This window comes from Lysobacter gummosus, assembly GCF_001442805.1.
Classification (GTDB): Bacteria; Pseudomonadota; Gammaproteobacteria; order Xanthomonadales; family Xanthomonadaceae; genus Lysobacter; species Lysobacter gummosus.
This window is the reverse complement of sequence record NZ_CP011131.1, coordinates 2,229,763-2,253,639: the sequence shown is the minus strand read 5'-3', so window position 1 is coordinate 2,253,639 and position 23,877 is coordinate 2,229,763. Positions and strand designations below refer to the sequence as shown.

The 23,877-nt window shown below is 64.4% G+C and carries 20 protein-coding genes; 9 read left to right on the top strand and 11 right to left on the bottom strand.

The window, feature by feature from the left end; genetic code table 11:
• Positions 1-141: 141 nt before the first annotated feature.
• Positions 142-294, top strand: a complete 153-nt coding sequence (locus LG3211_RS27315) for a hypothetical protein (protein WP_343123786.1) — start codon at positions 142-144, stop codon at positions 292-294.
• Between the two features lie 151 nt (positions 295-445).
• Here the strand turns inward: LG3211_RS27315 and LG3211_RS09350 are convergent.
• The 9 genes from LG3211_RS09350 to LG3211_RS09315 all read right to left on the bottom strand — a co-directional run bounded on the left by LG3211_RS09350 (position 446) and on the right by LG3211_RS09315 (position 10,651).
• Positions 446-1,587, bottom strand: a protein-coding gene (locus LG3211_RS09350) for an IS3 family transposase (RefSeq protein ID WP_148648703.1) whose coding sequence is annotated in 2 segments (ribosomal slippage) — positions 446-1,350 and positions 1,350-1,587 — 1,143 coding nt in all. Because the reading frame shifts where the segments join, the coding sequence is not laid out codon by codon here.
• Complete coding sequence (locus tag LG3211_RS24820; RefSeq protein WP_083512419.1) at positions 1,562-1,942, bottom strand: zeta toxin family protein; 381 nt, start codon at positions 1,940-1,942, stop codon at positions 1,562-1,564. The genes LG3211_RS09350 and LG3211_RS24820 overlap by 26 nt, the downstream gene beginning before the upstream one ends.
• An 11-nt stretch (positions 1,943-1,953) precedes the next feature.
• Complete coding sequence (locus LG3211_RS09340) at positions 1,954-2,301, bottom strand: hypothetical protein (protein ID WP_148648821.1); 348 nt, start codon at positions 2,299-2,301, stop codon at positions 1,954-1,956.
• Positions 2,302-2,427: 126 nt separating this feature from the next.
• Complete coding sequence (locus LG3211_RS25570) at positions 2,428-2,688, bottom strand: hypothetical protein (protein WP_148648820.1); 261 nt, start codon at positions 2,686-2,688, stop codon at positions 2,428-2,430.
• Between the two features lie 9 nt (positions 2,689-2,697).
• Positions 2,698-3,054 carry a hypothetical protein gene (locus LG3211_RS09335; RefSeq protein ID WP_237049861.1) on the bottom strand — a complete coding sequence of 119 codons (357 nt, stop codon included), beginning with the start codon at positions 3,052-3,054 and terminating at the stop codon, positions 2,698-2,700.
• A 123-nt stretch (positions 3,055-3,177) separates the two neighbouring features.
• Positions 3,178-3,990: a zeta toxin family protein gene (locus LG3211_RS09330; protein ID WP_057942591.1), complete on the bottom strand. Its 813-nt coding sequence runs from the start codon at positions 3,988-3,990 to the stop codon at positions 3,178-3,180.
• Positions 3,987-4,379 carry a hypothetical protein gene (locus tag LG3211_RS25565; RefSeq protein ID WP_148648819.1) on the bottom strand — a complete coding sequence of 131 codons (393 nt, stop codon included), beginning with the start codon at positions 4,377-4,379 and terminating at the stop codon, positions 3,987-3,989. Before LG3211_RS25565 ends, LG3211_RS09330 begins: the two co-directional genes overlap by 4 nt.
• A 446-nt stretch (positions 4,380-4,825) precedes the next feature.
• Positions 4,826-6,604 carry a proprotein convertase P-domain-containing protein gene (locus LG3211_RS09320; protein WP_057942589.1) on the bottom strand — a complete coding sequence of 593 codons (1,779 nt, stop codon included), beginning with the start codon at positions 6,602-6,604 and terminating at the stop codon, positions 4,826-4,828.
• A 459-nt stretch (positions 6,605-7,063) separates the two neighbouring features.
• Positions 7,064-10,651, bottom strand: coding sequence for a methylmalonyl-CoA mutase family protein (locus tag LG3211_RS09315; protein ID WP_057942588.1), 3,588 nt, complete (start codon positions 10,649-10,651; stop codon positions 7,064-7,066).
• 610 nt (positions 10,652-11,261) lie between these two features.
• On the opposite strand from LG3211_RS09315, the gene LG3211_RS09310 reads away from it, so the two are divergent.
• Positions 11,262-11,579 (top strand): YXWGXW repeat-containing protein, encoded by a 318-nt coding sequence (locus LG3211_RS09310; protein WP_057942587.1) that lies wholly within the window; start codon positions 11,262-11,264, stop codon positions 11,577-11,579.
• Between the two features lie 231 nt (positions 11,580-11,810).
• Here LG3211_RS09310 and LG3211_RS09305 read toward each other — a convergent pair whose 3' ends face one another.
• Positions 11,811-13,976 (bottom strand): C1 family peptidase, encoded by a 2,166-nt coding sequence (locus LG3211_RS09305; RefSeq protein ID WP_083512418.1) that lies wholly within the window; start codon positions 13,974-13,976, stop codon positions 11,811-11,813.
• A gap of 412 nt (positions 13,977-14,388) precedes the next feature.
• Between LG3211_RS09305 and LG3211_RS09300 the strand changes: the two genes are divergently transcribed.
• The 3 genes from LG3211_RS09300 to LG3211_RS09290 all read left to right on the top strand — a co-directional run bounded on the left by LG3211_RS09300 (position 14,389) and on the right by LG3211_RS09290 (position 17,557).
• Positions 14,389-15,492 carry a Glu/Leu/Phe/Val dehydrogenase dimerization domain-containing protein gene (locus tag LG3211_RS09300; RefSeq protein ID WP_057942586.1) on the top strand — a complete coding sequence of 368 codons (1,104 nt, stop codon included), beginning with the start codon at positions 14,389-14,391 and terminating at the stop codon, positions 15,490-15,492.
• A 153-nt stretch (positions 15,493-15,645) separates the two neighbouring features.
• On the top strand, positions 15,646-16,398 hold the full coding sequence (locus LG3211_RS09295) for a carbonic anhydrase (protein ID WP_057942585.1): 753 nt from the start codon (positions 15,646-15,648) through the stop codon (positions 16,396-16,398).
• Position 16,399: 1 nt separating this feature from the next.
• Positions 16,400-17,557, top strand: coding sequence for an isovaleryl-CoA dehydrogenase (locus LG3211_RS09290; protein WP_057942584.1), 1,158 nt, complete (start codon positions 16,400-16,402; stop codon positions 17,555-17,557).
• A 272-nt stretch (positions 17,558-17,829) separates the two neighbouring features.
• Here the strand turns inward: LG3211_RS09290 and LG3211_RS09285 are convergent, their stop codons facing one another.
• Positions 17,830-20,631: an autotransporter serine protease gene (locus LG3211_RS09285; protein WP_057942583.1), complete on the bottom strand. Its 2,802-nt coding sequence runs from the start codon at positions 20,629-20,631 to the stop codon at positions 17,830-17,832.
• A gap of 102 nt (positions 20,632-20,733) precedes the next feature.
• On the opposite strand from LG3211_RS09285, the gene LG3211_RS25560 reads away from it, so the two are divergent.
• The 4 genes from LG3211_RS25560 to LG3211_RS09270 all read left to right on the top strand — a co-directional run bounded on the left by LG3211_RS25560 (position 20,734) and on the right by LG3211_RS09270 (position 23,506).
• Positions 20,734-20,949 carry a hypothetical protein gene (locus LG3211_RS25560; protein WP_148648818.1) on the top strand — a complete coding sequence of 72 codons (216 nt, stop codon included), beginning with the start codon at positions 20,734-20,736 and terminating at the stop codon, positions 20,947-20,949.
• Between the two features lie 260 nt (positions 20,950-21,209).
• A complete protein-coding gene (locus LG3211_RS09280; protein WP_057942582.1) occupies positions 21,210-22,385 on the top strand; it encodes a thiolase family protein in 1,176 nt (391 codons plus the stop codon).
• Positions 22,386-22,507: 122 nt separating this feature from the next.
• The gene (locus LG3211_RS09275; protein ID WP_057942581.1) at positions 22,508-22,885 is read left to right on the top strand and encodes a hypothetical protein; all 378 of its coding nucleotides are present in this window, start codon (positions 22,508-22,510) and stop codon (positions 22,883-22,885) included.
• 192 nt (positions 22,886-23,077) lie between these two features.
• A complete protein-coding gene (locus LG3211_RS09270) occupies positions 23,078-23,506 on the top strand; it encodes a hypothetical protein (protein WP_057942580.1) in 429 nt (142 codons plus the stop codon).
• Positions 23,507-23,877: the final 371 nt, after the last annotated feature.

The following is a 23,877-nucleotide window of genomic DNA, read 5'->3' as shown; positions in this document are numbered from 1 at the left end:
CCGGTTGCCCGACGACCTTATCGTGACCTGATATTCCGCACCGCGTCCTACGCCGACGACACCGGCCCGCCGGACGGCACCGTCACCGGGCTGATCCAGACCACCGCCTGCGCGGAAGGCGGCGACTCGGGCGGCTCGTTCATCACCAGCGCCGGGCAAGCGCAGGGCGTGCTGTCGGGCGGTAGCGGCAGCTGCAAGGGGCGGCAGGGGCGGACGGGGCGCGGTAACAGCTACTACACGCCTATCAACTCGATCTTGAGTGCGTATGCGTTGACGTTGCGGACCAGCCCGTAATTCGTTGCGGTTTGGGTGGGAACAAGAGCGCCCCGGGGTTCCGGAGCGGTCTTTTTGGTTAGTGACTGCGAGAGCAGAGAGGGTCTTATCGTCACCTTAAGCCCCGCACTTTTCGGAAGTGCTGAATCGCCCAGGTTTTTGTAGACAGTCGTCAGCCGTTTAGTGCGTACCGCCTTTCAAACTCTATCGGGGACAGGCCATTGTTGGAACTGTGCCGTCGTTTGGGGTTGTAGAACAGCTCGATGTAATCGAACACATCGCCTCGTGCTTTGTCATGGGTATGGTAGATCCGTTGCTTAACCCGTTCGCGCTTGAGCAACTGGAAGAAGCTTTCCATCGCGGCGTTGTCGTGACAGTTACCGCGTCGGCTCATGCTGCACACGATGCCGTGGGCCTTCAAAAAGCTCTGCCAGTCTTCGCTCGTGAACTGACTGCCTTGATCCGAGTGCAAGAGCAAACCAGGCGCGGGCTTGCGTCGCCACACCGCCGCTAGCAGCGCCTGCAGCACCAGATCGGAGTGCTGCGTTGGACGCGTGGCCCAGCCCACGATCCTGCGGGAGAACAGATCGAGCACGACGGCCAAGTACAAGAAGCCTTCGTGGGTGCGAATGTAGGTGATGTCGGTCACCCAGGCCCGATTGGGTTCTTGCGCTGTGAACTCACGCGCCAGCACGTTGTTGGCGACGGCGCCGATCGGCCCGCTCAACGGCCGCGGCCGCCGGCCGTAGCCCACCATGGCGCGCAGCCCTTCTTGCTTCATCAAACGCGCAACGCGGTGTTTGCTGCACGTTTCACCCAACTCGCGCAGGTCCGTGGTGATCTTGCGATGGCCGTAGATCGAGCCGCTTTCCAACCAACTGTGCTTGATCAATCCCAACAGACGTTGGTCGTCGCGTGCACGCGCACTGGCCGGCGCGTGAAGCCAAGCGTAGTAACCGCTGCGGTTTATGCCCAAGACACGGCACATTGCGGCCAGGCCGAACTCGTCGGCGTGCTGCTTCATGAAGGCGTACTTCACCTTTACCCCTTGGCAAAGTACGCGGCGGCTTTTTTTAGGATGTCTCGTTCTTCAGTCACGCGCCGAAGTTCTGCCTTCAGGCGTCGCACGTCCGCGTTCTGATCTTTTTCCACACGACGAACCACATCGCTTTTGCCTTGCTGACGCCGCCAGCCGTACAGGCTGTGCACCGACACGCCCAGGCGCTCGGCTACTTCGGCCACCGGCCGCCCGTACTCCACGATCTGACGGACCGCTTCGATCTTGAACTCATCGGTGTATCGCTTCGCGCTCATAACCACCTCCACTTAAGCCATAGTTTATGGCTGCGAGATGTCTACGAAACCCTGGGCGATTCAACTGGTTGCCCCACTTGCTCGAATCCTTAAGGGTATCCCCCGACCAGCCGAGGGGCTTGGCCTGTTGCAGTTCCTTTAGGTTCGGAACGTATTTTCGCAACTCATCCGGATCGACCAACACCGCATCGCCCTTGAACTCTCGCATCGCCTCTTTCACCAGCCCGGTTTTACCGGCCCCGGGCTGCCCGGCCAGGATGATCGCTCTGGGCTTAGCCTGCGTAGTCGCCTCGCTGAAACCACTGTCTGGAAGTACTCGCTCGGCAAAAATCTTCGCATGCGCCTCCTTATCCATGCCCGGCGCGTTCACTCGAACGCCCCCTTGTTCTCTTCGAAGTATTTCTCCAGCCCCTCATCGTCGATCCAACGATGCTTGAAGCTCGCGCGCGACATCAACGATGCCTTCTCTTTTGCCTTCTCGACAGCCTCAGGATCGTTATCGGACTCAGCCACTTTCTGTTCGGCCTCCGCTTCATGCATGAAGGCTTCGAGGGTATCTTGAAGCGCCCATACGGCCTCGTCGAACGGCTGAACACGCGATTGAGGCTCAGCAAATTCATTCAGAACTTCTTGCAGCCGCGCAAGGTGTTCGGGATAGCCCTTAAGCATCTCACGCAATTTGAAGGGAACCGGCGGGGGAGTCAGTCTAGACATAAAGATCCTTATTCCATGTAAAGCAAAGCTGGGAAACGCATGGCCACAGGCTGACCGGCAATGGAGCAGTTCAAGCAATTTGAACAGAACCTCGGAAGGAATCAATCCGACATCAAAACTCCCACCTCATGGCATTGGCGGTTCGGTCATGCGAGCAAGTATCTCGGGAAGGTCCCGGTGCAGGGCCAATTGCTTTTGCAAGCCCATATGCACTGCCTTGGTCACCTTTGGATCGGCAAGCCTGGCCTCGCGGGCTTGTTCAAGCGCCGCTCCTGGCGGCGCCGGGTTGATGCGGCTGTCATAGACCTCCAGACCATCGCAATTGAAGATGCGGATAGGAATTCCTGTTTGACTGCGCACATGGTCCAAGCTGCTTGGCATGTTCATCGGAAGCACTCATTCGAAGGCCTCCTTATTCGCCTGGAAGTATTCCCACAGCTCTTGGAGCGACCTTCCTCCAAGGCCGATATTTCCGGAGCGAGCACGAGACATTACTTTCGCCTTGGCGGCCGCCTTCTCAATGGCTACCGCGTCACCACTAGCCTCTGCGGCCTTGAGTTCTTTGTTGGCATCGCCGAGGAAGCCGCTCATTGCATCCTCAAGCGTCCACACCGCCTCGTCGTATGGCTGCAATCTCGACTTTGGCTCAACAAACTCAGCAAGAAGCTCTTGCAGGCGTTCGATATGTTCGGGGTAGTCCTTGAGGATTTCGCGCAACACGGAGGGAACCGGAGGCGGGGGCAACTTAGACATAAAAAATCCTTGTTTCATTCAGGGCAGTGCGGGAAACGCCTAGCCAGAGGCCGATCTGCAAAGGAACTGTTGTAGCAATTTGAACAGAGCCACGGGAGCGGTCAGTTCAGCAAAGCTTCCACTTCAGGCCATCGGTGCCCCGGTCATACGAGCAAGTATCTCGGGAAGGTCTTGGTGCAGGGCCAATTGCTTTTGCAACCCCATATGCACTGCCTTGGTCACTTTTGGATTGGCAAGCCGGGCCTCGCGGGCTTGTTCAAGTGCCGCTCCTGGCGGCGCCGGGTTGATGCGGCTGTCATAGATCTCCAGACCATCGCAATTGAAGATGCGGATCGGAATTTCTGTTTGACTGCGCACATAGTCCAAGCTGCTTGGCATGTTCTCGTAGCATTGCTTACGAAAGGTTTCTTGGTGATAAAGACCGTGGCCATCCCTCAGGAAGCCACTCAGGAAGCGCGCATCGGCGGCGAGCTCGCTCTCCATTCTATGCACGGCCACGGCTCGAACTTGAACTTCATAGCCCTCGGCCTGCAGTAGCCGTATCTGTTCGAGCAGGCTTTCCGCGTCGTTCAATGTGGTATCAATGATGATGTTCTTACGGCCTCGAACCGCTACCTCTTGCAAGGCGGCGGCCCATAGACCGACATCGTGGTCGGTATCGAGAGACCAGGTGTATGGGTTTGCGTTGCGCAGCTCGCGCAAACCCGGCCAATAACTCCGGAGCCTGTCCGGGTCGATCATGATCAGGTCATTGCCCAGGTCTGCTCTCGCCATGCCTGTCAGGGCGCTTTTCCCTGCGCCCGGTTGGCCCACCAAGAAGATCGCCTTGGGTTGGGAGTGGGATGCGGCCTGCTCCATACCGCTGTCAGGAACGATCTGATCCCAGAAAATCGTCTCGCCGATCCTTATGTCCAACGCGCGCTCTTGGGAAGTCATTCGAATGCCTTCTTGTGCAGCTTGAAGTAGCGCCCAAGCCCGTCAGGATCGCTGTCGAAACTCAGGAGCGCGCGGCCCATCGTCGATCTTGCGCGGCTGGCCTCGTCGATCAACAAGAGGTTTCCGTCGACCCGTGCGACTTCAAGCTGTCGAACGGCCTCTTGAAGGAAGCGGTCGAGCCGGTTCTGAAGTGCCCAGATGGCCTCGTCCAACGGCTGCACTCGGGGCGTCGGCTCTGCGAATTCATTCAGGACTGTTTGTAAACTTTCGACATACGCCGGGTAGTCCCTGAGCAGTTCACGCAGTTGAGCGGGAACTTCTGGAGGAATCAGTGCTGAAGAGCGGCTAGGACTCATGATGTTCTTCAACATTCGACCGAAGATGCTCATTCGAAATCCTTTTGCTGGCGAGACGTCTGCATCCGCATGGCCTGAGCCTCTGATACGGAAGCAACATCGTGCATTGCAGCCGACGTTGCAAGCCTGTTTTATAGAATATTTCGAATGAGGTGTTAATTGGTTGCGGTGATCGCGATTTAGCGCAACTGTCGGTTGCGGAAATATTGGCTCGCCCGTACGCCAAGAAGATCGAGCCATCATGAAAACGCGCCCAATAGCCATTCAACTGACGTAACAAAAAAAACCGCCGAAGCGCGTTTTTTCGGTGTCCGGCGCATTCTTCGGCACACATTTCGTAACTGGCAGTTGCGCTATCGCCGATGTCGCGGCGCGCTATCACCCGGGAATACCGAAGAACACACGCGACCGAAGGCATCGCCCAATAACAAACAGGCCCGCAGCTGCGGGCCTGTTTTTGCTTGCGCCGCTAACGGCGGTTATCGAGCCGGTGGAGCAACCCCGAAGAAACCCAAGCTCCAATCGAGCAAAACCCCCGAACCGCCCAAAGTATCGTCGGTTACGCGCAGCTTCCACGCGCCGTTGGCCACTTTGTCGGTGAAGTCGAAGGTGTGCACGACGCTGGGATTGATCGGGCCGTTGACGTGGTCGCGCAGCAGGTAGGCCTGGCCGTCGGGGGCGATCAGTTCGACTTTGAGGTCGGTGCGGTACGGGTGGTTGAGGCGGTAGGTGACGGAGACGAAGCCGGCGTTGCCGCTCAGGTCGCTGGCGGTAATGGGGCTTTCGACGACGGTGTTGTCGTTGATGAGGTAATCGGTCGGATTGGAACGCCATTCGGATGACCGGCCGTCGTAGCCGTAGTTGGCCATGATGCTGGCGCCGGTCATGTCGGTGTCGGCCTTGATGAGCAGGAAATACGTCATCGGGAAGTAGGCGCGTGGGTTCCGCTCGATTTCGCAGTAGGTGCCCCAACGTCCGGTCGAGCGGCAATGGAAGTCGGTCTCGGTCGGCGGCGCGCCTTCGCGCACGTAAAACGTTCCGGTGCCTGTGCCGAAGCCGATCTGTGAGGTGAAGGAGTAAAACAGGCTACTACTCTCGGGCTTCATGATGTTGAAGAGCATGGACTCGCCGGCCCGCAACGAGATGCCGACTCGCGTGACGTTGTTGAGCAGGCGGTTGGGATCGAGGTACGGCAGTACGGTCAGTTGCACCGGCAGGCGATGGGTCGTCGATCCGCCCGTGCCGACGATGCTCGCCTCAAAGTTGCCCACCGGCGCTTCGGCCGATGCGGTGAAGGCGATGCTGGTGGGGCCGTAGGGGTTCACGACCGCCGGGCTGAAGGTCGCGCTGACGCCGGGCGGCAGGCCCTCGATCGAGAACGCGATGGGCTGGTCCCAAGCGTGCAGCGGGCGGGCGTTGATCTCCAGCCATCCGCTGATGCCGGCATGTTGGGTCACCGCCACGAGCGCGCGACTGCGGCCGATGGTCCAGAGCGCGAAGTCGGGCTTCGGGTTGACATAGAGCGTCAGCGACGCGCTGCGCACAATGTTGCCGGCGGTGCCGGTGATGGTGATCGGGTATTGGCCCTGCACCGCTTGCGTGGACGCGCTGAAGGTCAAGGTGGAATTCACCGCGGCCTTGGCGCCCGGGTTCACCGGGTTGAGGCTGAAGTTCGCGCTGACGCCCGCGGGCACTCCGCTCACGGCCAGGGTCACCGGTTCGTTGAAGGCGTAGCCGGCGACGGTGACGGGCAATTGGCTGCTTTCGCCGATCAAGGTGATGTGCTGGGTTCCGGCCACCATCACTTTAAAACCCGAGTCGGCGGTGACGGTCAGGTTCACCGTGGCGCTGCGCGCGAGTTCGCCGTAGCTGCCGGTGACGGTGATGGGATAGCTGCCCACCGCCACGCCGGCGGCGACGGCCAGGGTGAGTTTGGAACGCACGCTGCCGTTGGCCTGCGGCGTGATCGATGACTGCGAGAAGCTCGCGGTGATGCCTTGTGGCAGATCCGCGACGCCCAGCGCGGTGGGTTTGTTGTACTGGTCGATGCTGGTCAGCACGACATAGGTGCTGACTGTGCTTTCGCGGCTGGTGGCGATGGCCGCCGGTTCCATGCCGAGACTGAAATCGCCGATGGCCCGGGCCGCGGACGGGACGGCGGCCTGCGCATGCGCGCTGACCGTCGCCGCGAGCGCCACCAGTACGAACGCGCAGGCGCGATAAGCCAATGCGCGCAAACGCCGCTTGGGGATAGTCATATGCCCTCTCCTGAGGAAGACGCGAAGGATTGCCGTCCCCTGCCGGCGCTGTAACGCGCGGCGATCTTCTCAGAATGCAAACCGGGCTAATGAGAAAAGCCGCATGGTTTGAAGTTCATAAACGGGCTTGCGGCACGGTCTGGTTGCGCGGGGTTCGCGGGCGCATTCAACAACGTCTTCGCGTTTTTCGGGACGGGTGCTGTTGGCGATCACGCAAACGCGTGGCGGCGTGATCCAGGTCGCGAATCGGATCGGTGTTCGAATCGCCATGCGATGGGGGCTGACGGCATGTGGAAATCACGATGAAATATCTCGGGGTGCGCGCAAAAACGAGAGCTCGCGTGAGCGGGCTTGTCGTCTGGGTCGTGTTGGTTGCGCGCGCCCTCACCCCGGCCCTCTCCCGCGCCCCGAAGGAAGTCACCTTGGGTGGCCAGCGGGAGAGGGAGAGTGAATACGGGATTACATGTTGCGGCGATACTCGCCGCCCACGTCGTACAGCGCGTGGCTGATCTGGCCCAGGCTGTGGGTCTTCACCGCTTCCATCAAGGATGCGAACACGTTCTTGCGGTCGCGCGCGGCGGCCTGCAGGCTGCGCAGGCCTTCGCTGGCGTAGTCGTTGCGGCCCTGCTGGTACGACAGCACGTTATCGATCTGCTGGCCCTTCTCTTCCGGGGTGGAGCGGATCAGTTCGATCTCGGTGACGATGTCGCCGCCGTGATCCTTCGGCAGGAAGGTATTGACGCCGACCAGCGGCAGGCTGCCGTCGTGCTTCTTGTGTTCGTAGTAAAGGCTTTCTTCCTGGATCTTGCCGCGCTGGTACATGGTGTCCATGGCGCCGAGCACGCCGCCGCGCTCGCTGATGGCTTCGAACTCCTTGTACACGGCCTCTTCGACGATGTCGGTGAGGTAGTCCACGGCGAAACTGCCTTGCCAGGGGTTTTCGTTGAAGTTCAGGCCCAGCTCCTTGTTGATGATCATCTGGATCGCGACCGCGCGGCGCACGCTTTCTTCGGTCGGAGTGGTGATGGCTTCATCGTAGGCGTTGGTGTGCAGGCTGTTGCAGTTGTCGAACAGCGCGTACAGGGCCTGCAAGGTGGTGCGGATGTCGTTGAACTGGATTTCCTGCGCGTGCAGGGAACGGCCGCTGGTCTGGATGTGGTACTTCATCATCTGGCTGCGCGGATCGGCGCCGTAGCGCTCGCGCATGGCGCGGGCCCAGATGCGGCGGGCGACGCGGCCGATAACGGTGTACTCCGGATCCATGCCGTTGCTGAAGAAGAACGACAGGTTGGGCGCGAAGTCGTCGATCTTCATCCCGCGCGCGAGGTAGTACTCGACGATGGTGAAGCCGTTGCTCAGGGTGAAAGCCAACTGGCTGATCGGGTTCGCGCCGGCTTCGGCGATGTGATAACCGCTGATCGACACCGAGTAGAAGTTGCGGACGTTCTTGTCGACGAAATACTGCTGGATGTCGCCCATCATGCGCAGAGCGAATTCGGTGCTGAAGATGCAGGTGTTCTGCGCCTGGTCCTCTTTCAGGATGTCGGCCTGGACGGTGCCGCGCACGGTGGCGAGGGTCTTGTCCTTGATGCGCTGATAGGTTTCGGCGTCGACGACCTGGTCGCCGGTGATGCCGAGCAGGCCCAGGCCGAGGCCGTCGTTGGTTTCCGGCAGCAGGCCGCTGTATTGCGGGCGATTGCGGTCCTTGAAGATGGCTTCGATCTTGTCGTGCGCGGCGTCCCAGCGGGCGCCGTCTTCGCGCAGGTATTTTTCCACTTGCTGATCGATGGCGGTGTTCATGAACATCGCCAGCAACATCGGCGCCGGGCCGTTGATGGTCATCGACACCGACGTGGTCGGCGCGCACAGGTCGAAGCCAGAGTACAGCTTCTTCATGTCGTCGAGCGAGGCGATATTGACGCCGGAGTTGCCGATCTTGCCGAAGATGTCCGGACGCACGGCGGGGTCTTCGCCGTACAGCGTGACGCTGTCGAACGCGGTGGACAGGCGCGCGGCGGGCTGGCCGACCGACAGGTAATGGAAGCGGCGGTTGGTGCGCTCGGGCGTGCCTTCGCCGGCGAACATGCGGATGGGGTCTTCGCCGGTGCGGCGGTACGGGTAGACGCCGCCGGTGTAGGGGTAGTAACCCGGCAGGTTTTCTTTCTGCAGGAAGGTCAGCAGCTCGCCCCAGCTCTTGTAGGCGGGCGCGGCGATCTTCGGGATTTTCTGGTGGCTCAGCGAGTCGCGGTAGTTTTCGACGCGGATGGCCTTGCCGCGGACTTCGTATTCGGTGATGTCGTCGGTGATGGACTTGAGACGCTGCGGCCAGTCGCGCAGGAGCTTGAGGGCTTCCGAGGACAGGGTCTGGACGGCGTCGTTGTAACGCTGGCGCAAGGTCAGCAGGGTGCGGTCCACGGCGACCGGGCGGCCCTCACCCGCGCCTTCGGCGCGACCTCTCCCGCCAGCGGGAGAGGTATTCGATGCGGCTCCCTCTCCCTCTCCCGCTTGCCACCCAAGGTGACTTCCTTCGGGGCGCGGGAGAGGGCCGGGGTGAGGGTGCCCGGGCAGCAACGCTTCGGCCCGATAGAGATCCAGCGCCTTCGGCAACTCAGGGTCTTCAAGGTCATGCAGCGACTGCCAATACGACTGCGCGCGATCGGCGACTTCCGACTGGCTTTCGATCTGGCGATTGATCGAACGGCCCTGCTCGGCGATTTCGGCGAGGTAACGCACGCGCGCGCCGGGAATCAGCACGGTGGCGCGCGGTTCCTTCAACGAAGTATCGACTTGCGGCGACCACTTCTCGGCCGGCAGCGAGAGTTTCTCGCGCAGCAGGCGGCACAGGTTGACGAACATCCAGCTGATGCCGGGGTCGTTGAACTGGCTGGCGATGGTCGGGTAGACGGGCACGTCTTCGTCGGGCGTGGCGAAGGCGACGCGGTTGCGCTTCCACTGCTTGCGCACGTCGCGCAAGGCGTCTTCGGCGCCGCGCTTGTCGAACTTGTTCAGCACGACCAGCTCGGCGTAGTCGAGCATGTCGATCTTTTCCAACTGGCTCGGCGCGCCGAAGTCGCTGGTCATGACGTACATGGGGAAATCGACCAGATCGACGATTTCCGAATCGCTCTGGCCGATGCCGGCGGTTTCGACGATGACCAGGTCGTAACCCAGGCCGCGCAGCAGGCCGATGCAGTCCTTCAGCACGGTGTTGGTGGCGGCGTTCTGGCGGCGGGTGGCCATCGAGCGCATGTACACGCGCGGGCTGCGCAGCGAGTTCATGCGGATGCGATCGCCGAGCAGCGCGCCGCCGGTGCGGCGGCGGGTCGGGTCGACCGAGATCACCGCCATGCGCATGTCGGGGAAATTGGCGAGGAAACGGTTGAGCAGTTCGTCGGTGACCGAGGACTTGCCGGCGCCGCCGGTGCCGGTGATGCCGACCACCGGGGTCTTGCCGCCGGCCAGTTGCCATTGCTTGCGCAGGTGGGCCAGCTGGCTTTCGTCGAGAGTGCCCTCTTCGATCGCCGAGAGCATCTTGCCGATGGTGATTTCGTCGTCGATCGCGGCCGGCTTGTCCGGCGTGGTGTCGGCGATGCGGCCTTCGCTGGCGCGGCGGACCACGTCTTCGATCATCGCCACCAGGCCCATGTGCATGCCGTCGTTGGGGTGGTAGATGCGCTCGACGCCGTAGGCCTGCAGCTCGCGGATTTCTTCCGGGGTGATGGTGCCGCCGCCGCCGCCGAACACGCGGATGTGGCCGGCTCCGCGCTCGCGCAGCATGTCGACCATGTACTTGAAGTATTCGACGTGGCCGCCCTGGTAGCTGGACAGGGCGATGCCGTCGGCGTCTTCCTGCAGCGCGGCGCGGACCACGTCCTCGACCGAGCGGTTGTGGCCGAGGTGGACGACTTCGGCGCCCTGCCCCTGGATCAGGCGACGCATGATGTTGATCGCGGCGTCGTGGCCGTCGAACAGACTGGCGGCGGTGACGAAACGCAGCGGCGTGGCATCGGGCTGGGCGGCGGGAATTTGGGCGGCGGTCGTGCTCATCGGCTTCTCGATACGCGGGTCTGGCTGTGCGTATTGTAGCTCCGTGAAGCAGGCCCGGTTTGGCGGGTGGCCGTGCGGTGCAGGATGGTCGGCTTTGGCAGGAGATGGGACACGGTGTCAATGGGGGTTGCGGAATCCTCGTGCGGTTATTTCGCGAACGCCGGCTCTGTTTGCTCAGGCGGTGCCGAATAGTCAGGGCATTTCGCGCGAGAACCCTCAAGACCGTCATGCCCGCGAAGGCGGGCTCCGCTTTACTTCGACGGAGCCGAACATCCAGGGCCTTTCGCGCGAGAACCCTCAACACCGTCATTCCCGCGAACGCGGGAATCCAGGGCCTTTCGTCCGAGAACGTTTGAAGTCGCTGGATTCCCGCGTTCGCGGGAATGACGGCCTGGAAAGACGACAGCGAAGCTGAAACTCCGCGGCAATCCAGACAGCGTTTCGGCCACTGCCGCCGCGTTGCCCGCTCGCACATTCGCCCAATCCATGCAGCCGCCCTTCAGCAATCTGGCACGCCTCTGAACGCTTTCCCGGCCCGCGTCAACACGCCCTGAGCCGCGGCGTTGCCATCGGTAACGGCGGGTGGCCGCCGAATCCGAGGAGAACGGTCATGGCAATGCGTCCTTTGATGCTGGCGGCGGTACTGGGCGTGGCGACGCTGGCGGGTGCGCATGCGCCGCTGGCGCAGGCGCGCACCTATGTGGGCGTGGACGTGCGCGTGGCGCCTCCGCCGCCGCGGTACGAGCGGGTGCGGGTGCGGCCGGGGTATGTGTGGGCGCCGGGGCATTGGCGCTGGGACGGCCGCGGCTATTACTGGGTCGGCGGGGCCTATGTGGTCTCGCGGCCGGGCTATGTGTACGTCGGGCCGCGCTGGCATGCGTATGGGCCGGCCTGGCGGTTTCATCCGGGGCGCTGGGAGCGTCGCTGAGGGCCGGCGGTTCGCGGCGGGGTGAAGCGAATCCCCCTTAATCCCCCTTTTTCAAAGGGGGAGACTGCTTGCGGGGCGATCGGGGGGCTGCGCTGTGATGGCGGCGCGGTGCGCCTGCTCGCCTGCCGGGTGCGACGCGTCTCGATAGTGGACGCGTCGCACCGCTGCTGGCTGCCGCGATCCCTGCGGCGGTACGGCTCCGGTGACTCCATTGTTATCCCGCCAACATGATCATTTGTTGACAGCGCGGGCGATGGCGCTGCGCCGGTCGGCGTTGCCGGCTTCGGAACGGTGGATGTCGAAGCTGGCGGTGGTGCCGGCTTGACCGAGGATGCGCGCCAGGGTCGCGGCCAAGGTCGCGCGGTCGTCGTCGAAGCCGCCGTGCGTGGTCGCGGCCGATGCGTCCGGCGAGCCGTCGGGCGCGCCGGCGGTCGGCGACTGGATCCAGTCGATGCGGCCGCTGTCGATGAGTTCGCGCAGTTCCACCGAGCCTTGCGCGGCGTCGCGATCGAGGAACCGGGCCATGCCGAGCAAGGGCGTGCCGTGCCGGTAGCGCTTGTTGATCCAGGTGCGCGGCTGGCGTTCGAAGGAATGCGCGACCAGGTACAGCAACGACTTGTGGTAGATGCCGGCGCAGTGGTCGTCGTTCTCGGCCTTGTCGGTCAGGGTGAACAAGGCCATGCGTTTGATCGCGCCGCTGCGCAAGGCCGGTGCGTAGGTGTCGAGGAACAGATCGACGGTGATCGCCGGCGCCCACAGGGTCAGGGTTTCGATCTGCCGGCCCAGGCCCTGCATGCCGACCGCGGGGCCGCTGGGCACGACGCCTTGAGTGGTCAGCAACTGCACCAGCGGCGCCAGCAGGATCGAGCCGGCGCTGTGTCCGGCCAGATGCAATTCCAGTTTGGGATCGCGCGCGATCCATTCGTCGAGCAGGCGCGCGACCAGGGCCGCGCCGCCGGCTTCCTGCACCGTGCCGTTGGCCAACGGCGTGCGCGCGGTGGTCGCGAGCAGGCCGTTTTCCTTGATCTCGTCCCACATCAGCTTGCCGCCGGCGGCGCGCGCCAGCGGTTCCAGGGTGTCGTCGAAACGGTCCAGCAGCAGGTCCTTGGCTTTATCGACCACGCCTTCGCTGCGCGGCTTGGCGACGTCGCGCAGGATGTTGCCCAGCGTGCTCCATGCATCGGTTTTCCAGATGAAGGACAGCGGGTAGATCTGTTTGCCGAGCAGGGTCTGGCGGTAGTCGGCGACGCGCTGGATCGCACCCTGCTCCGGCACCAGTCCGCCGTGCGCGTACAGCAGCACGCGTTTTTTCTCCCAATCGGCGGTGATGCGCGGCAGGTCCTTGCGGATCAGATTGCGCACGTCGTCGGCGTTGGTGCCGAAGCGGCCGTCGTCGCGCAGGCGGCCGTTGTTTCCCAGGCTGACGATGTGCGGGCGCAGATCGGCCTGCGAGTAACCGGTGGACTGGCGCGCCACGCTGGAATGGCTGACCGCGCTGGACTGGGCGTTGTGCAGGCGCACCGGCACCGCCAGCCGCGCCACCCACACATCGGTGCCGCGTTCGAGCCATTCGTCGTAGCTGATATAGCCGTAGCCGTTCAAGCCCCAGGTCTTGCCCCAGGAGTTCTGAATCCAGAAGCCGCCTTCGTCGTAACCGACGATGGCGAAGGCGTGGTAGCCGGCGATTTCCTGGCGTTTCCATGCGATGCGGCCGCGCACGGGATCGTCCCAGCCGTCGTGCACGGCGGCCGAGGCGTACAGCACGCCGACTTCGGCGAAGGCCGCGTGCATCGCCACCAGGTCCTTGTGATTCACTCGGAAATAAGCCCCGAGCGGGCGCAGCGTCGCGTCGCGGGCGCGTTGCTCGGTATAGGTCTCGATGCTGTCGCCGACTTTGTACGGCCAGATTTTTTCCGAACACACGCCGTGGTGATGCCAGCCCTTCATTGCGCCGCGGCAACTGGAACCGGAGTATTTCTCGCCGCGCCATTCGTCGTAGCGGCGGGCCATGTCGTAGAGCATGCGGGTGCTGACCGGGGCCAGCCTGGCGCGCGGATTGCGCCGGCGCAGCAGCGCGTGCGCGACCGCGGCCAGACCGAACGCGGTGCAGGCGCCTTCGTCGCCCTGGTCCAAGACCGGCAGGCGCAGTTTCAGGTGTTCGCTCAAGGGCTTGTGCGAGGGCACTTCGACCAGGGTCGGCTCGAACATGCTGTCGCGGAAGTCGGCGGTGTCCGGGCGCGCGTCGAGCAGGCGCGAGTGCAGTTTGGGCGCGGTTTTCTTCACCGCGGCCTTGGCCGCGGTCTTGCCCGCGCGCCGGGCCGGACGTTCGGCGGTGGTGGCGGCGCGAGCGGCGGTGGTGCGTTTGCGTGAAACGGCGGCGTTCCTTGCGGTGGCCATGAAGTCGGCGTCCTGTGGCGATGATGGTGCGATCTGCATCCGGGCTAACGCCGTCGAGCGGCGGCTCCGGACAAATCGAATCCACCATTATCGTGTTCATGCGCCGCATGGTCAGAGACTTGGAATGCCGTTTTCGGCACAAACGGCGGATCGCGCTACCCATCGGTATCCACGGCCGCGCGCTTTGGATCGTGGCAAACGACCGTCTCGGCAAATCCGCCGCCGGCCGCGCCCACCCTACGGAACACGTACCTAGCCGTATTGCCCGATTGCTTTAGACTAGCGCCCCTGCGCCGGCCGCCATTCCACCGCCGCACAAGCGAATTCATTTCATTTCAACGACTTAACCCACAGCCTGGCGCGACGCGTAAGCGCAATCTTCCGCGCACTCCCGCCCGGTTCGGAGCACCCGATGATTTTCGAAACCCTCGACACCTTCGGCCATGAGCAGGTCGTGTTCTGCCATAACAAGGACGCCGGCCTGAAGGCCATCATCGCGATCCATAACACCGTGCTCGGCCCGGCCCTGGGTGGCCTGCGGATGTGGCCGTACAAGACCGAGCAGGACGCGCTGAACGACGTGCTGCGCCTGAGCCGCGGCATGACCTACAAGAACGCGGTCGCCGGCTTGAACATCGGCGGCGGCAAGGCGGTGATCATCGGCGATCCTTCCGCGGACAAGTCCGAAGCGCTGTTCCGCGCATTCGGCAAGTTCGTCGATTCGCTGGGCGGCCGTTACATCACCGCGGAAGACGTCGGCATCGATGTCAACGACATGGAATACGTGTACCGCGAGACCGAATACGTCACCGGCGTGCACCAGGTCCACGGCGGTTCGGGCGATCCCTCGCCGTTCACCGCCTACGGCACCCTGCAGGGCCTGATGGCGTCGCTGAACAAGCGCTTCGGCGACGAGGAAGTCGGCAAGTACAGCTACGCCGTGCAGGGCCTGGGCCATGTCGGCATGGAATTCGTGAAGCTGCTCAAGGAGCGCGGCGCGAAAATCTTCGTCACCGACATCAACAAGGGCCTGGTCGAGAAGGCCGTGTCCGAATACGGCGCCGAAGCGGTCGGCCTGGACGAAATCTACGACGTCAACGCCGACGTGTACTCGCCGTGCGCGCTGGGCGGCACCGTCAACGAGCAGACCTTGCCGCGTTTGAAGGCCAAGATCATCTGCGGCGCGGCCAACAACCAGCTGGCCAACAACGCCATCGGCGACGAAGTGGCCAAGCGCGGCATCCTGTACGCGCCGGATTACGCGGTGAACGCCGGCGGCGTGATGAACGTGGCGCTGGAACTCGACGGCTACAACCGCGAGCGCGCCATGCGCATGATGCGCACGATCTACCACAACCTCGGCCGCATCTTCGAGATCGCCGAGCGCGACAGCATCCCGACCTACACCGCCGCCGACCGTCTGGCCGAAGAGCGCATCAGCGCGATCGGCAAGTTGAAGCTGCCGCTCGGCCGCTCCAACCCCAGCTTCCGCGGACGCATCCGCAGCGGTCACTGACGCACACTTCGACGGGGCCATCGGCCCCGTCGTCGTATCCGGAGTAGGGTTTTCACCGCGTATCTGCGTTGATGGAGTGCGCCGGCGTGTCCGGCGATCGCGCCGCAGTGCGATCCGTCCCCAAATCGCTGTGTATACGTAAAGGATTCCGCCATGCGCAAACACACTTTCGCCACGCTCATCGCACTGAGCCTGGCTTTCGCCGCGCAGGCTGGCGAGCCGGCCAAGCCGGCCGCGCACGCCGCTCACGACGCGCTGGATTACGAACACCAGGAACAGTGGCAGGCCGCGCACGACAAGTCGCAGTCGCCGATCGACATCGTCACTTCCTCCGCGGTCGCCGCCGCCGATAACGAGCCGCGCGCGCTGGAGTTCCAGCACACCCGCGGCGGGATCGACAAGGTCGAGGACAACGGCCACGCGGTGCAGGTGGACACCCACGCCACGCAGGCGACCATCCGCGGCCGCCATTTCACCCTGGCGCAGTTCCATTTCCACGCCCAGAGCGAGCACACCCTGGACGGCAAGCACTTCCCGCTGGAAGGCCATTTCGTGTTCAAGGCGCAGGACGGCCGCCTGGCGGTGGTCGGCGTGATGTATGAACAGGGCAAGGCCAATGCCGTCGCGCAGGAGGTGCTCGACGACCTCAAGCCGCGCAAGAATAAGGCCAAGCCGGCCCAGCAAGAGATCGACATCGAAGGCCTGCTGCCGAAGTCGCGCGGCTACTTCCACTACCTGGGCTCGCTCACGACCCCGCCGTTGACGGAAAATGTGGAGTGGTACGTGCTGCCGGCGCCGGTGACGATGTCGAAGAAGCAGATCGACGGATTCTTGTCCCACTACCGTCGCAACAACCGCAACATCCAACCGCTCAACGGGCGGCCGCTGATTCGTTACGAGGGCTGATATGCGCAGTTTTCCCCTGGGTGAAGAGATCGACGCGCTGCGCGATGCAGTGCGCCGTTTCGCCGACGCCGAAATCGCTCCGCGCGCGGAGCAGATCGATCACGACAACGCGTTTCCGCAAGACCTGTGGCTCAAACTGGGCGAGATGGGTCTGCTCGGCATGACCGTGCCGGGCGAATACGGCGGCAGCGAGATGGGCTATCTGGCCCATCTGGTGGCGATGGAAGAGATTTCGCGCGCGTCCGGTTCGGTCGGTCTTTCCTATGGCGCGCACTCCAACCTGTGCGTATCCAACCTCTACGCCAACGCCAACGAGGCCCAGCGCCGCAAGTACCTGCCCAAGCTGTGCAGCGGCGAATGGAAGGGCGCGCTGGCGATGAGCGAACCGGGCGCCGGTTCCGACGTGGTCGGCTCGATGAGCTGCCGCGCCGAACTCAAGGACGGCGTGTGGGTCGCCAACGGCAACAAGATGTGGATCACCAACGGCCCGGAGGCCGACGTGCTGATCGTGTACATGCGCACCGCCGGCAAGAGCGCGGGCAGCAAGTGCATGACGGCGTTCATCGTCGAAAAGGGCATGAAGGGGTTTTCCACCGCGCAGAAACTCGACAAGCTGGGCATGCGCGGCTCGAACACCTGCGAGCTGGTGTTCGAGGACTGCGAGATTCCGGCCGAAAACGTGCTCGGCGAAGTGCACCACGGCGTCAAGGTGCTGATGAGCGGCCTCAACACCGAGCGTCTGGTGTTGACCGGCGGCCCGCTGGGCTTGATGCAGTCGGCGCTGGACATCGCCCTGCCCTACGTGCGCGAGCGCAAGCAGTTCGACGTCGCCATCGGCACCTTCAGCCTGATGCAGGGCAAGATCGCCGACATGTACACCGCGCTGCAGTCCAGCCGCGCGTTCGCGTATCAGGTCGGACGCGATTTCGATGCCGGGCATAAGAGCCGGATCGATTCGGCTTCGTGTCTGCTGCATGCCTCCGATGCGGCGGTGCAGGTGGCGCTGGAGGCGATCCAGACTCTGGGCGGCAACGGTTACATCAATGAGTACCCGACCGGGCGGATCCTGCGCGATGCGAAGTTGTATGCGATCGGCGCGGGGACCAACGAGATCCGGCGCATGTTGATCGGGCGCGAGTTGTTCGACGGCAAGAGCTGAGGCGGGGTTACGTTTCGGTGCGAGGCGCCGCTACGGAAACGTAGCGGCGTTTTTGTTTGGGCGGAAAGCGAAACTCCCCTAGCCCCTCTTTTTCAAAGAGGGGAACCTGTCTGCCAGGGTTAGGGGTTGCGTAGCCGCCGAAGGCGGACGGCGAACCACCTGAAATCCCGCGTCCGACCCACCCACCGCGAATGCGTTCCCCTCTTTGAAAAAGAGGGGTTAGGGGAGATTCGCTTTTCGCTTTGCCACCAAACCCACGCGCCCCACCAGGCTCAGAACGAAAACGACCAATTAGCCAACGCCCGCGGATACTGCCGTCCAAACTCGTACCGGTTATCCAGATCCAGGCTGAGCACCCCGCCCCGCGCGAACCGCGCGCTCAACCCAACCCCCAGCACGCCGGCTTCGCGCGAGAACGGATCGCTGACGATCGGCGACCACACTTCCAGGCCGGTGAAGCGCGCATCGATGAAACGCCCGGACTGCGCCACCGTGCGCTGCCATTCGGCGCGGCCGCTCAGGCTCAGCAAGGCCGAACCCAGGCGCCATTCGCGCTCAAGCCTTGCGCCCGCCAGCAATTGCGTCGCGCTGAGGTTCGAGTCGCCCGCGCTCAGGCCGAAGCCGGCGGCGCCGGCCTCCTGGAAACCGTCGCGATTCAGACGCAGGCTCTGCGCGCCCAGGTACGGCGTCAGCAGGCCGTTGCGCAGTTCGAAGCGATGGCCGGCCTGCACGCCCAGGTTGATGTAACGGTCGGCGTAATTGGAACCGGTGCCGAACTGCGCCGCGCCCAACTGGATTTCGCGCTGCAGGTAACGGTCCATGTTGCCGAACGCGGCACGCCCCATCACATAGCTGCCGCCGCGATCCCACGAGGCATAGAACTGGCCTTCGATCTGGCGGTTGCGCTCGCGATCGCGACGCAACTGGGTGTAGGCGTAACCGTCGGTCTGGCTGACCGCGGCGCCGACGCTCAACGCGCCCAGGCGCTGATCGTGGCCGACGATCCAGCCGCGCGCATCCAGGTCGAAACGGCCCGCGGCGACGCGTTGCGTGTCGATGCGGTCGGACCAGGCGCCGTCGTGGCGATCCAGGTACTGCGCATCCAGACGCGATTCCAGCGCGCGCCGGTTGCCTTCGATGGCCATCATCGCGAACGCGGCATCGGCGCTGTGCAGTTCGCCGGACAAGCTCGCCAGCGAGCGCTGCGCGATCTGCGGCGTCGCCGACTGCTGCAAGGCGCCGGCGGCGGCGTTGAACGCGCCCTGCGCGCCCGCGCCGCCGCTGACCACCGCGCCGTTGTCCAGGCCGCGCAAGGCGCCGTCCACGCGCGCGGCGGCGGCGGTCTCGGAGGCCTGCATGCCCAGCGCCTGCGCGGTGGCGGTGATGTTCAAGGCGGATATGTCGAGCCAGGCCTGGGTCGTGCTGTAGCCCAGAGTGGCGGTCAGGAACACGCCCGGCGCGGTGGACAGGCTGGCGAACTGGCCGCTCACGCTGCCGGCGTTGAGGAACACTTCGTGATTGGAACGCACATAACCCGGCAACTGGCCGAGCACGCGCGCATCGCCGGCCAGACTCGCGCTGCCGCCGACATCCAGCTTGGAGCCGATGAAGAACTGCAATTGCCCGGCCGCGGACTGCGCGTAGTTGCCGTCGATGCGCAGACCCGCGCCTTCCACGCGCACCGCGCCCTGGTTGTCGATGCGATTGGCGACCTTGGCGCCGTTGCCGCCGGCGAAGGTCGCGCCCGCGCGCACGGTGACCGGCGAGGCCAGGCTGCCGTTGTCGTTCAAGCGCAAGGTGCCGCCGGCGACATCGGTCGCGCCGGTGTAGGTGTTGGCGCTGCTCGCATCCAGGCGCAGCGTGCCGGCGCCTTCCTTGATCAGGCCGCCGGCGCCGCTGATCGGATTGCTCCAGGTCGAAGCGCCGTCGAAGTTGACCCGCACATCGCCCCAATCCAGGCGACGCAGACCGCGCACGGCCGCGCCGACATCGAGCAGGCCCTGGCCGAACACCGGATCGACTCCGGGCGCGCCCAGGTCCTTGGCGTTGCCGAGCAAGGCCTGCCGGACCAGATCGTTGTTGAAGTACGGGAACGCCTGCCACACCAGCGCGGCCGCGCCGGAAATCTGCGGCGCGGCGAACGAAGTGCCGCGCACGACCCAGTAACTCGGACTGCCGACCGCATCGTTGACGCCGGTGGCCTGCACATCGCCGGGCGCGACCAGGCAGTAGTTCATCGCGATGCCGCAGGCGTTGGAGTAGCTCGCCAGTTGCGTCGGATTGTTGGTGTCCAGCGCCGCCGCCGCGATCCAGCCGCGTTCGAGCACGTTCGCGCCCGCGCCCTGGCTCGGCAAGGAGGCGTTGTCGGACGGCTGCGGCTTGGATTCGTTACCGGTCGCGAACACCACCAGCCCGCCGTTGTCGATGAAGGGCTTGTACGCGGCGATGAAACTCTGCGTGACGTTGTCGCCGGTCCAGTACAGGCCGCCCCAGGAGTTGTTCATGATCCGCACGCCGGCGTTCATGAGATCGCGACTGACGATGTCCAGGCCGCCGGCGTCGCGCACTTCGTTGCCCATGCCCGAGCCGTCGTCGGCCGGGCGCGTGTCGGCGAGGATGCGCGCGGAAACGATGGTCGCGCCCTGGGCGATGCCGCCCGGCCAGGCGCCGACCGGCGTGCCGGCGGCGATTTGCGAGACGAAGGTGCCGTGGCCGAGGACATCGTCCACGCGATGGTTGTTGGTGCGCGGATCGGTGTAGATCAGCATCGGCCCGACCCGGCCGTTGAGCGCGGGATGATCGCGGCGCACGCCGCTGTCGACCACGCCGATGCGGATACCCGCGCCGGTGAGTCCCTGCGCCTGCGCCGAGCGGGTATTGGTCAGATCCAGATGCGCGCCGATCGGCGGCGGCGGCGCGCTCGGCGGCGGCGGCGGGTTATTGGTCGGCGGCGGCGTGGGCTTGACGTTGTCGCCGCCTCCACCGCCTCCGCCGCAGGCGCTGAGGATGGCGACGCTCAGTGCGCACAGGACCAGCCGCGAATTACGACGGACTGCCGATTCGAAACGTTTCATGGTTTTAACCCCGCTGCGGGACGATGCGTCGCCGCTCCCCAGCGGATCGATCGCACCTTGGGATTCGTTTTAATCCAAGCCTTGTGAACCGACAATCGATTCGTGGAGTTATTACGCAAATCTGGAGGAAACAAGGTGCGCGGCGCGCTCGACGGCGGTTTTGGGCCGAAGTTCGGCGCTGAATTCGGCTTGAGTCCGGCTGAAATCGCCGAAGTAAAATCGGCCTATCCGGACACCACCGCACCGATCGACCCGCAACGCCGATCCGGCGCGATTCGATACCCCGCCCCCGGATCGGGCGAATTTCGACCCGGATAATCCCGTCGCCCGGTCGGGCTCTTCGCGCATGTAATCGGTTTCTCGACTAAAAGCCCGGCGCGGGCATTCAGTTGCGCGCCGGTTTACCGGCCCGATATCGCCCTCAATTTGTTCAATTTTCGTTAGCCAGGCCAGCGCGCCGTCCCATCCCGCGGCGCATGTTTGCGGCACCGCAGCATGCCGCCGCATAATCGATGGGTTCCGGTCCCGGCCGCGCCGGCCACCGCCCATAACAACGCCACAGTTTTCGGAGTTCCTCCATGAGCGATGTCGTCATCGTCGGTGCCAAGCGCACCGCCATCGGTTCCTTCCTCGGCCAATTCACCGGCGTCCCGACCCCGACCCTGGGCAGCGCAGCGATCACCGGTGCGCTCGAACAGGCCGGCGTCGCCGCCGATCAGATCGACGAAGTGATCATGGGCTGCGTGCTTCCGGCCGGCCTCGGCCAGGCCCCGGCGCGCCAGGCCGCGCTCGGCGCCAACCTGCCGACCTCGGCCGGCTGCACCACCATCAACAAGGTCTGCGGTTCGGGCATGAAGGCGATCATGCTGGGCCACGACCTGATCAAGGCCGGCTCGGCCAAGCTCGTCGTCGCCGGCGGCATGGAGTCGATGACCAACGCCCCGCACCTGCTCAACAACTCGCGCACCGGCATCCGCTACGGCAGCGCCGAGATGCTCGATCACATGGCCTGGGACGGCCTGACCAACCCCTACGACGGCAAGGCGATGGGCGTGTTCGGCGACGCCGCCTGCGCCAAATACGGCTTCGATCGCGCTGCAATCGACGCGTATTCGGAAGAAAGCGTCAAGCGCGCACAGGCCGCGCAGGCCGCCGGCCACTTCAAGGCCGAAATCGTTTCCGTGACGGTCAAGGGCCGCAAGGGCGATGTGGTCGTGGACGCCGACGAAGAGCCGGGCAAGATCGACGTCAGCAAGATCCCGGGCCTGCGCCCGGCGTTCGGCAAGGACGGCGTGCTGACCGCGGCCGCGTCCTCGAAGATCTCCGACGGCGCCGCCGCCACGGTGCTGATGTCGGCCGAGGAAGCCGCCGCGCGCGGGCTCAAGCCGCTGGCGCGCATCGTCGCCCACGCCGGCCACGCGCAGGCCCCGGAATGGTTCACCACCGCGCCGGTGAAAGCGATTTCAAACGTGCTCGAAAAGGCCGGCTGGAAGGTCGAGGACGTCGATCTGTTCGAGGTCAACGAGGCGTTCTCGGTGGTCGCCATGGCGCCGATGAAGGACCTGGGCATCGCGCACGAGAAGATCAACGTGCACGGCGGCGCGGTCGCGCTGGGCCATCCGATCGGCGCCAGCGGCGCCCGCCTGGTGGTCACCCTGATCAACGCCCTGCGCGTTCGCGGCGGCAAGCGCGGCGTCGCGTCTTTGTGCATCGGCGGCGGCGAAGCCACCGCGATTGCGATCGAATTAGTGTAAAAAGTTAAAAACGCGTTGCACAAAAAAAACCGGCATGCCGCTTGACACACGTCACCGGCTTGTCATCATGTTATCGGCGCGCAACTGCGCGTTGCCTAACTAATCGACGAGGACACCGAATCATGAATTTCAACAAGGCGCTGATCGCCCTGGCTCTGGGCCTGGCCCTGGCCGCTTGCTCGAACCAGAAGCAGGCCGAACAAGCTTCCGCCGACGCCGCTGCCGCTTCGACCGAAGCTCAGGCCGCTGCTGACACCGCCGCTGCCGCTGGCGACGCCGCCACCGCCGACGCCGCCGCTGCTTCGGCCGACGCCGCTGCTACCGCTGCCGACGCTGCCGCTACCTCGGCCGACGCCGCTGCCAACGCTGCGACCCCGGCTGCTGCCGACGCCGCTGCCGACGCCGCCAAGGGCGCTGCTGACGTCGCCGGCGCTGCTGCCGACGCCGCCAAGGACGCTGCCGCTCCGGCGGAAGCTGCCAAGGAAGAAGCGAAGAAGTAATATCGCGCAAGCGATACTGCTAGTTCCGACGCGAATCTCGCGTCGAACGGGAAAGCCGCCGGATTTCCGGCGGCTTTTTCCGTAAGGTCAGTGAACGATCGAAGCCGGCTTGCCGGACCGCTGCGAGCACTGGCGTTGCCTGACAGATCCACCACACGTTTCATTCTCAGACAACTCCTCAGGAGACAGCTCATGAAGACCCATCTCTACGTCCTGCTCGCCGCCGCCGTCCTGGCACTGTCGGCTTGCGCCCAGAAGTCGGAAGAAGCCAAGGACGCCGCTGCCGAAGCTTCGGCCGCCGCCGAGCAGGCTGGCGACGCCGCCGCCAAGGCCGCTGACGCCGCTGGCACCGCTGCCGCCGCTGGCGCCGACGCCGCTGCTGCCGCGACCACCGACGCCGCCGCCGCTGCTGGCGCCGCCGCCGGCAACGCCGCCGACTCCGCCGCCGCCGCTGCCGATTCGGCCGCTGCTGCTGCCGGCAACGCCGCCGATGCCGCCGCTGCTGGCGCCACCGACGCCGCCGCCAAGGCCGCCAACGCGACCGCCGACGCTGCGCAGAAGGTTGCCGACAAGGCCGACGCCGCTGCCGCCGAAGCCAAGAAGGAAGAAGCCAAGCACTAATCGGCTTGCGCTATCGTTCACTGAGAGGCCCGCATCTGCGGGCCTTTCTTTTTGTGTGTCGCAGCTCCGATGCCCGCCCGCCGATGCGGGCTTTTTTGTTCTTGGGCGAATGTCGGTTCGAACGACGGTTGTCCGAACGCGCTTCATTCACGCGAGTTCCTCCCTCTCCCGCTTGCGGCAGAGGGCCGGGGTGAGGGCGCCCGTGATCTCAGCGCGATGACAGCTTCGCCGCGGCTCGGTGCCCTCACCCTAGCCCTCTGCCGCAAGCGGGAGAGGGAATCGAGCTATCCGCCTCACTCATCCCGCCAACGCCCAAACAACGCAGGTTTTGTGCGCATACGCCCGCGTTCGTTCTGATTTCCCGGGCAAAA

Coding starts and splice junctions, on each gene's coding strand:
- LG3211_RS09280 (WP_057942582.1), top strand. CDS start 21,210: ATGAGCGATGTCGTCATCGTCGGTGCCAAGCGCACCGCCATCGGTTCC.
- LG3211_RS09285 (WP_057942583.1), bottom strand. CDS start 20,631: ATGAAACGTTTCGAATCGGCAGTCCGTCGTAATTCGCGGCTGGTCCTG.
- LG3211_RS09275 (WP_057942581.1), top strand. CDS start 22,508: ATGAATTTCAACAAGGCGCTGATCGCCCTGGCTCTGGGCCTGGCCCTG.
- LG3211_RS09295 (WP_057942585.1), top strand. CDS start 15,646: ATGCGCAAACACACTTTCGCCACGCTCATCGCACTGAGCCTGGCTTTC.
- LG3211_RS09340 (WP_148648821.1), bottom strand. CDS start 2,301: ATGTCTAGACTGACTCCCCCGCCGGTTCCCTTCAAATTGCGTGAGATG.
- LG3211_RS09330 (WP_057942591.1), bottom strand. CDS start 3,990: ATGACTTCCCAAGAGCGCGCGTTGGACATAAGGATCGGCGAGACGATT.
- LG3211_RS09300 (WP_057942586.1), top strand. CDS start 14,389: ATGATTTTCGAAACCCTCGACACCTTCGGCCATGAGCAGGTCGTGTTC.
- LG3211_RS09335 (WP_237049861.1), bottom strand. CDS start 3,054: ATGTCTAAGTTGCCCCCGCCTCCGGTTCCCTCCGTGTTGCGCGAAATC.
- LG3211_RS09305 (WP_083512418.1), bottom strand. CDS start 13,976: ATGGCCACCGCAAGGAACGCCGCCGTTTCACGCAAACGCACCACCGCC.
- LG3211_RS09320 (WP_057942589.1), bottom strand. CDS start 6,604: ATGACTATCCCCAAGCGGCGTTTGCGCGCATTGGCTTATCGCGCCTGC.
- LG3211_RS24820 (WP_083512419.1), bottom strand. CDS start 1,942: ATGGATAAGGAGGCGCATGCGAAGATTTTTGCCGAGCGAGTACTTCCA.
- LG3211_RS25565 (WP_148648819.1), bottom strand. CDS start 4,379: ATGAGCATCTTCGGTCGAATGTTGAAGAACATCATGAGTCCTAGCCGC.
- LG3211_RS09270 (WP_057942580.1), top strand. CDS start 23,078: ATGAAGACCCATCTCTACGTCCTGCTCGCCGCCGCCGTCCTGGCACTG.
- LG3211_RS25570 (WP_148648820.1), bottom strand. CDS start 2,688: ATGAACATGCCAAGCAGCTTGGACCATGTGCGCAGTCAAACAGGAATT.
- LG3211_RS09290 (WP_057942584.1), top strand. CDS start 16,400: ATGCGCAGTTTTCCCCTGGGTGAAGAGATCGACGCGCTGCGCGATGCA.
- LG3211_RS09310 (WP_057942587.1), top strand. CDS start 11,262: ATGGCAATGCGTCCTTTGATGCTGGCGGCGGTACTGGGCGTGGCGACG.
- LG3211_RS09315 (WP_057942588.1), bottom strand. CDS start 10,651: ATGAGCACGACCGCCGCCCAAATTCCCGCCGCCCAGCCCGATGCCACG.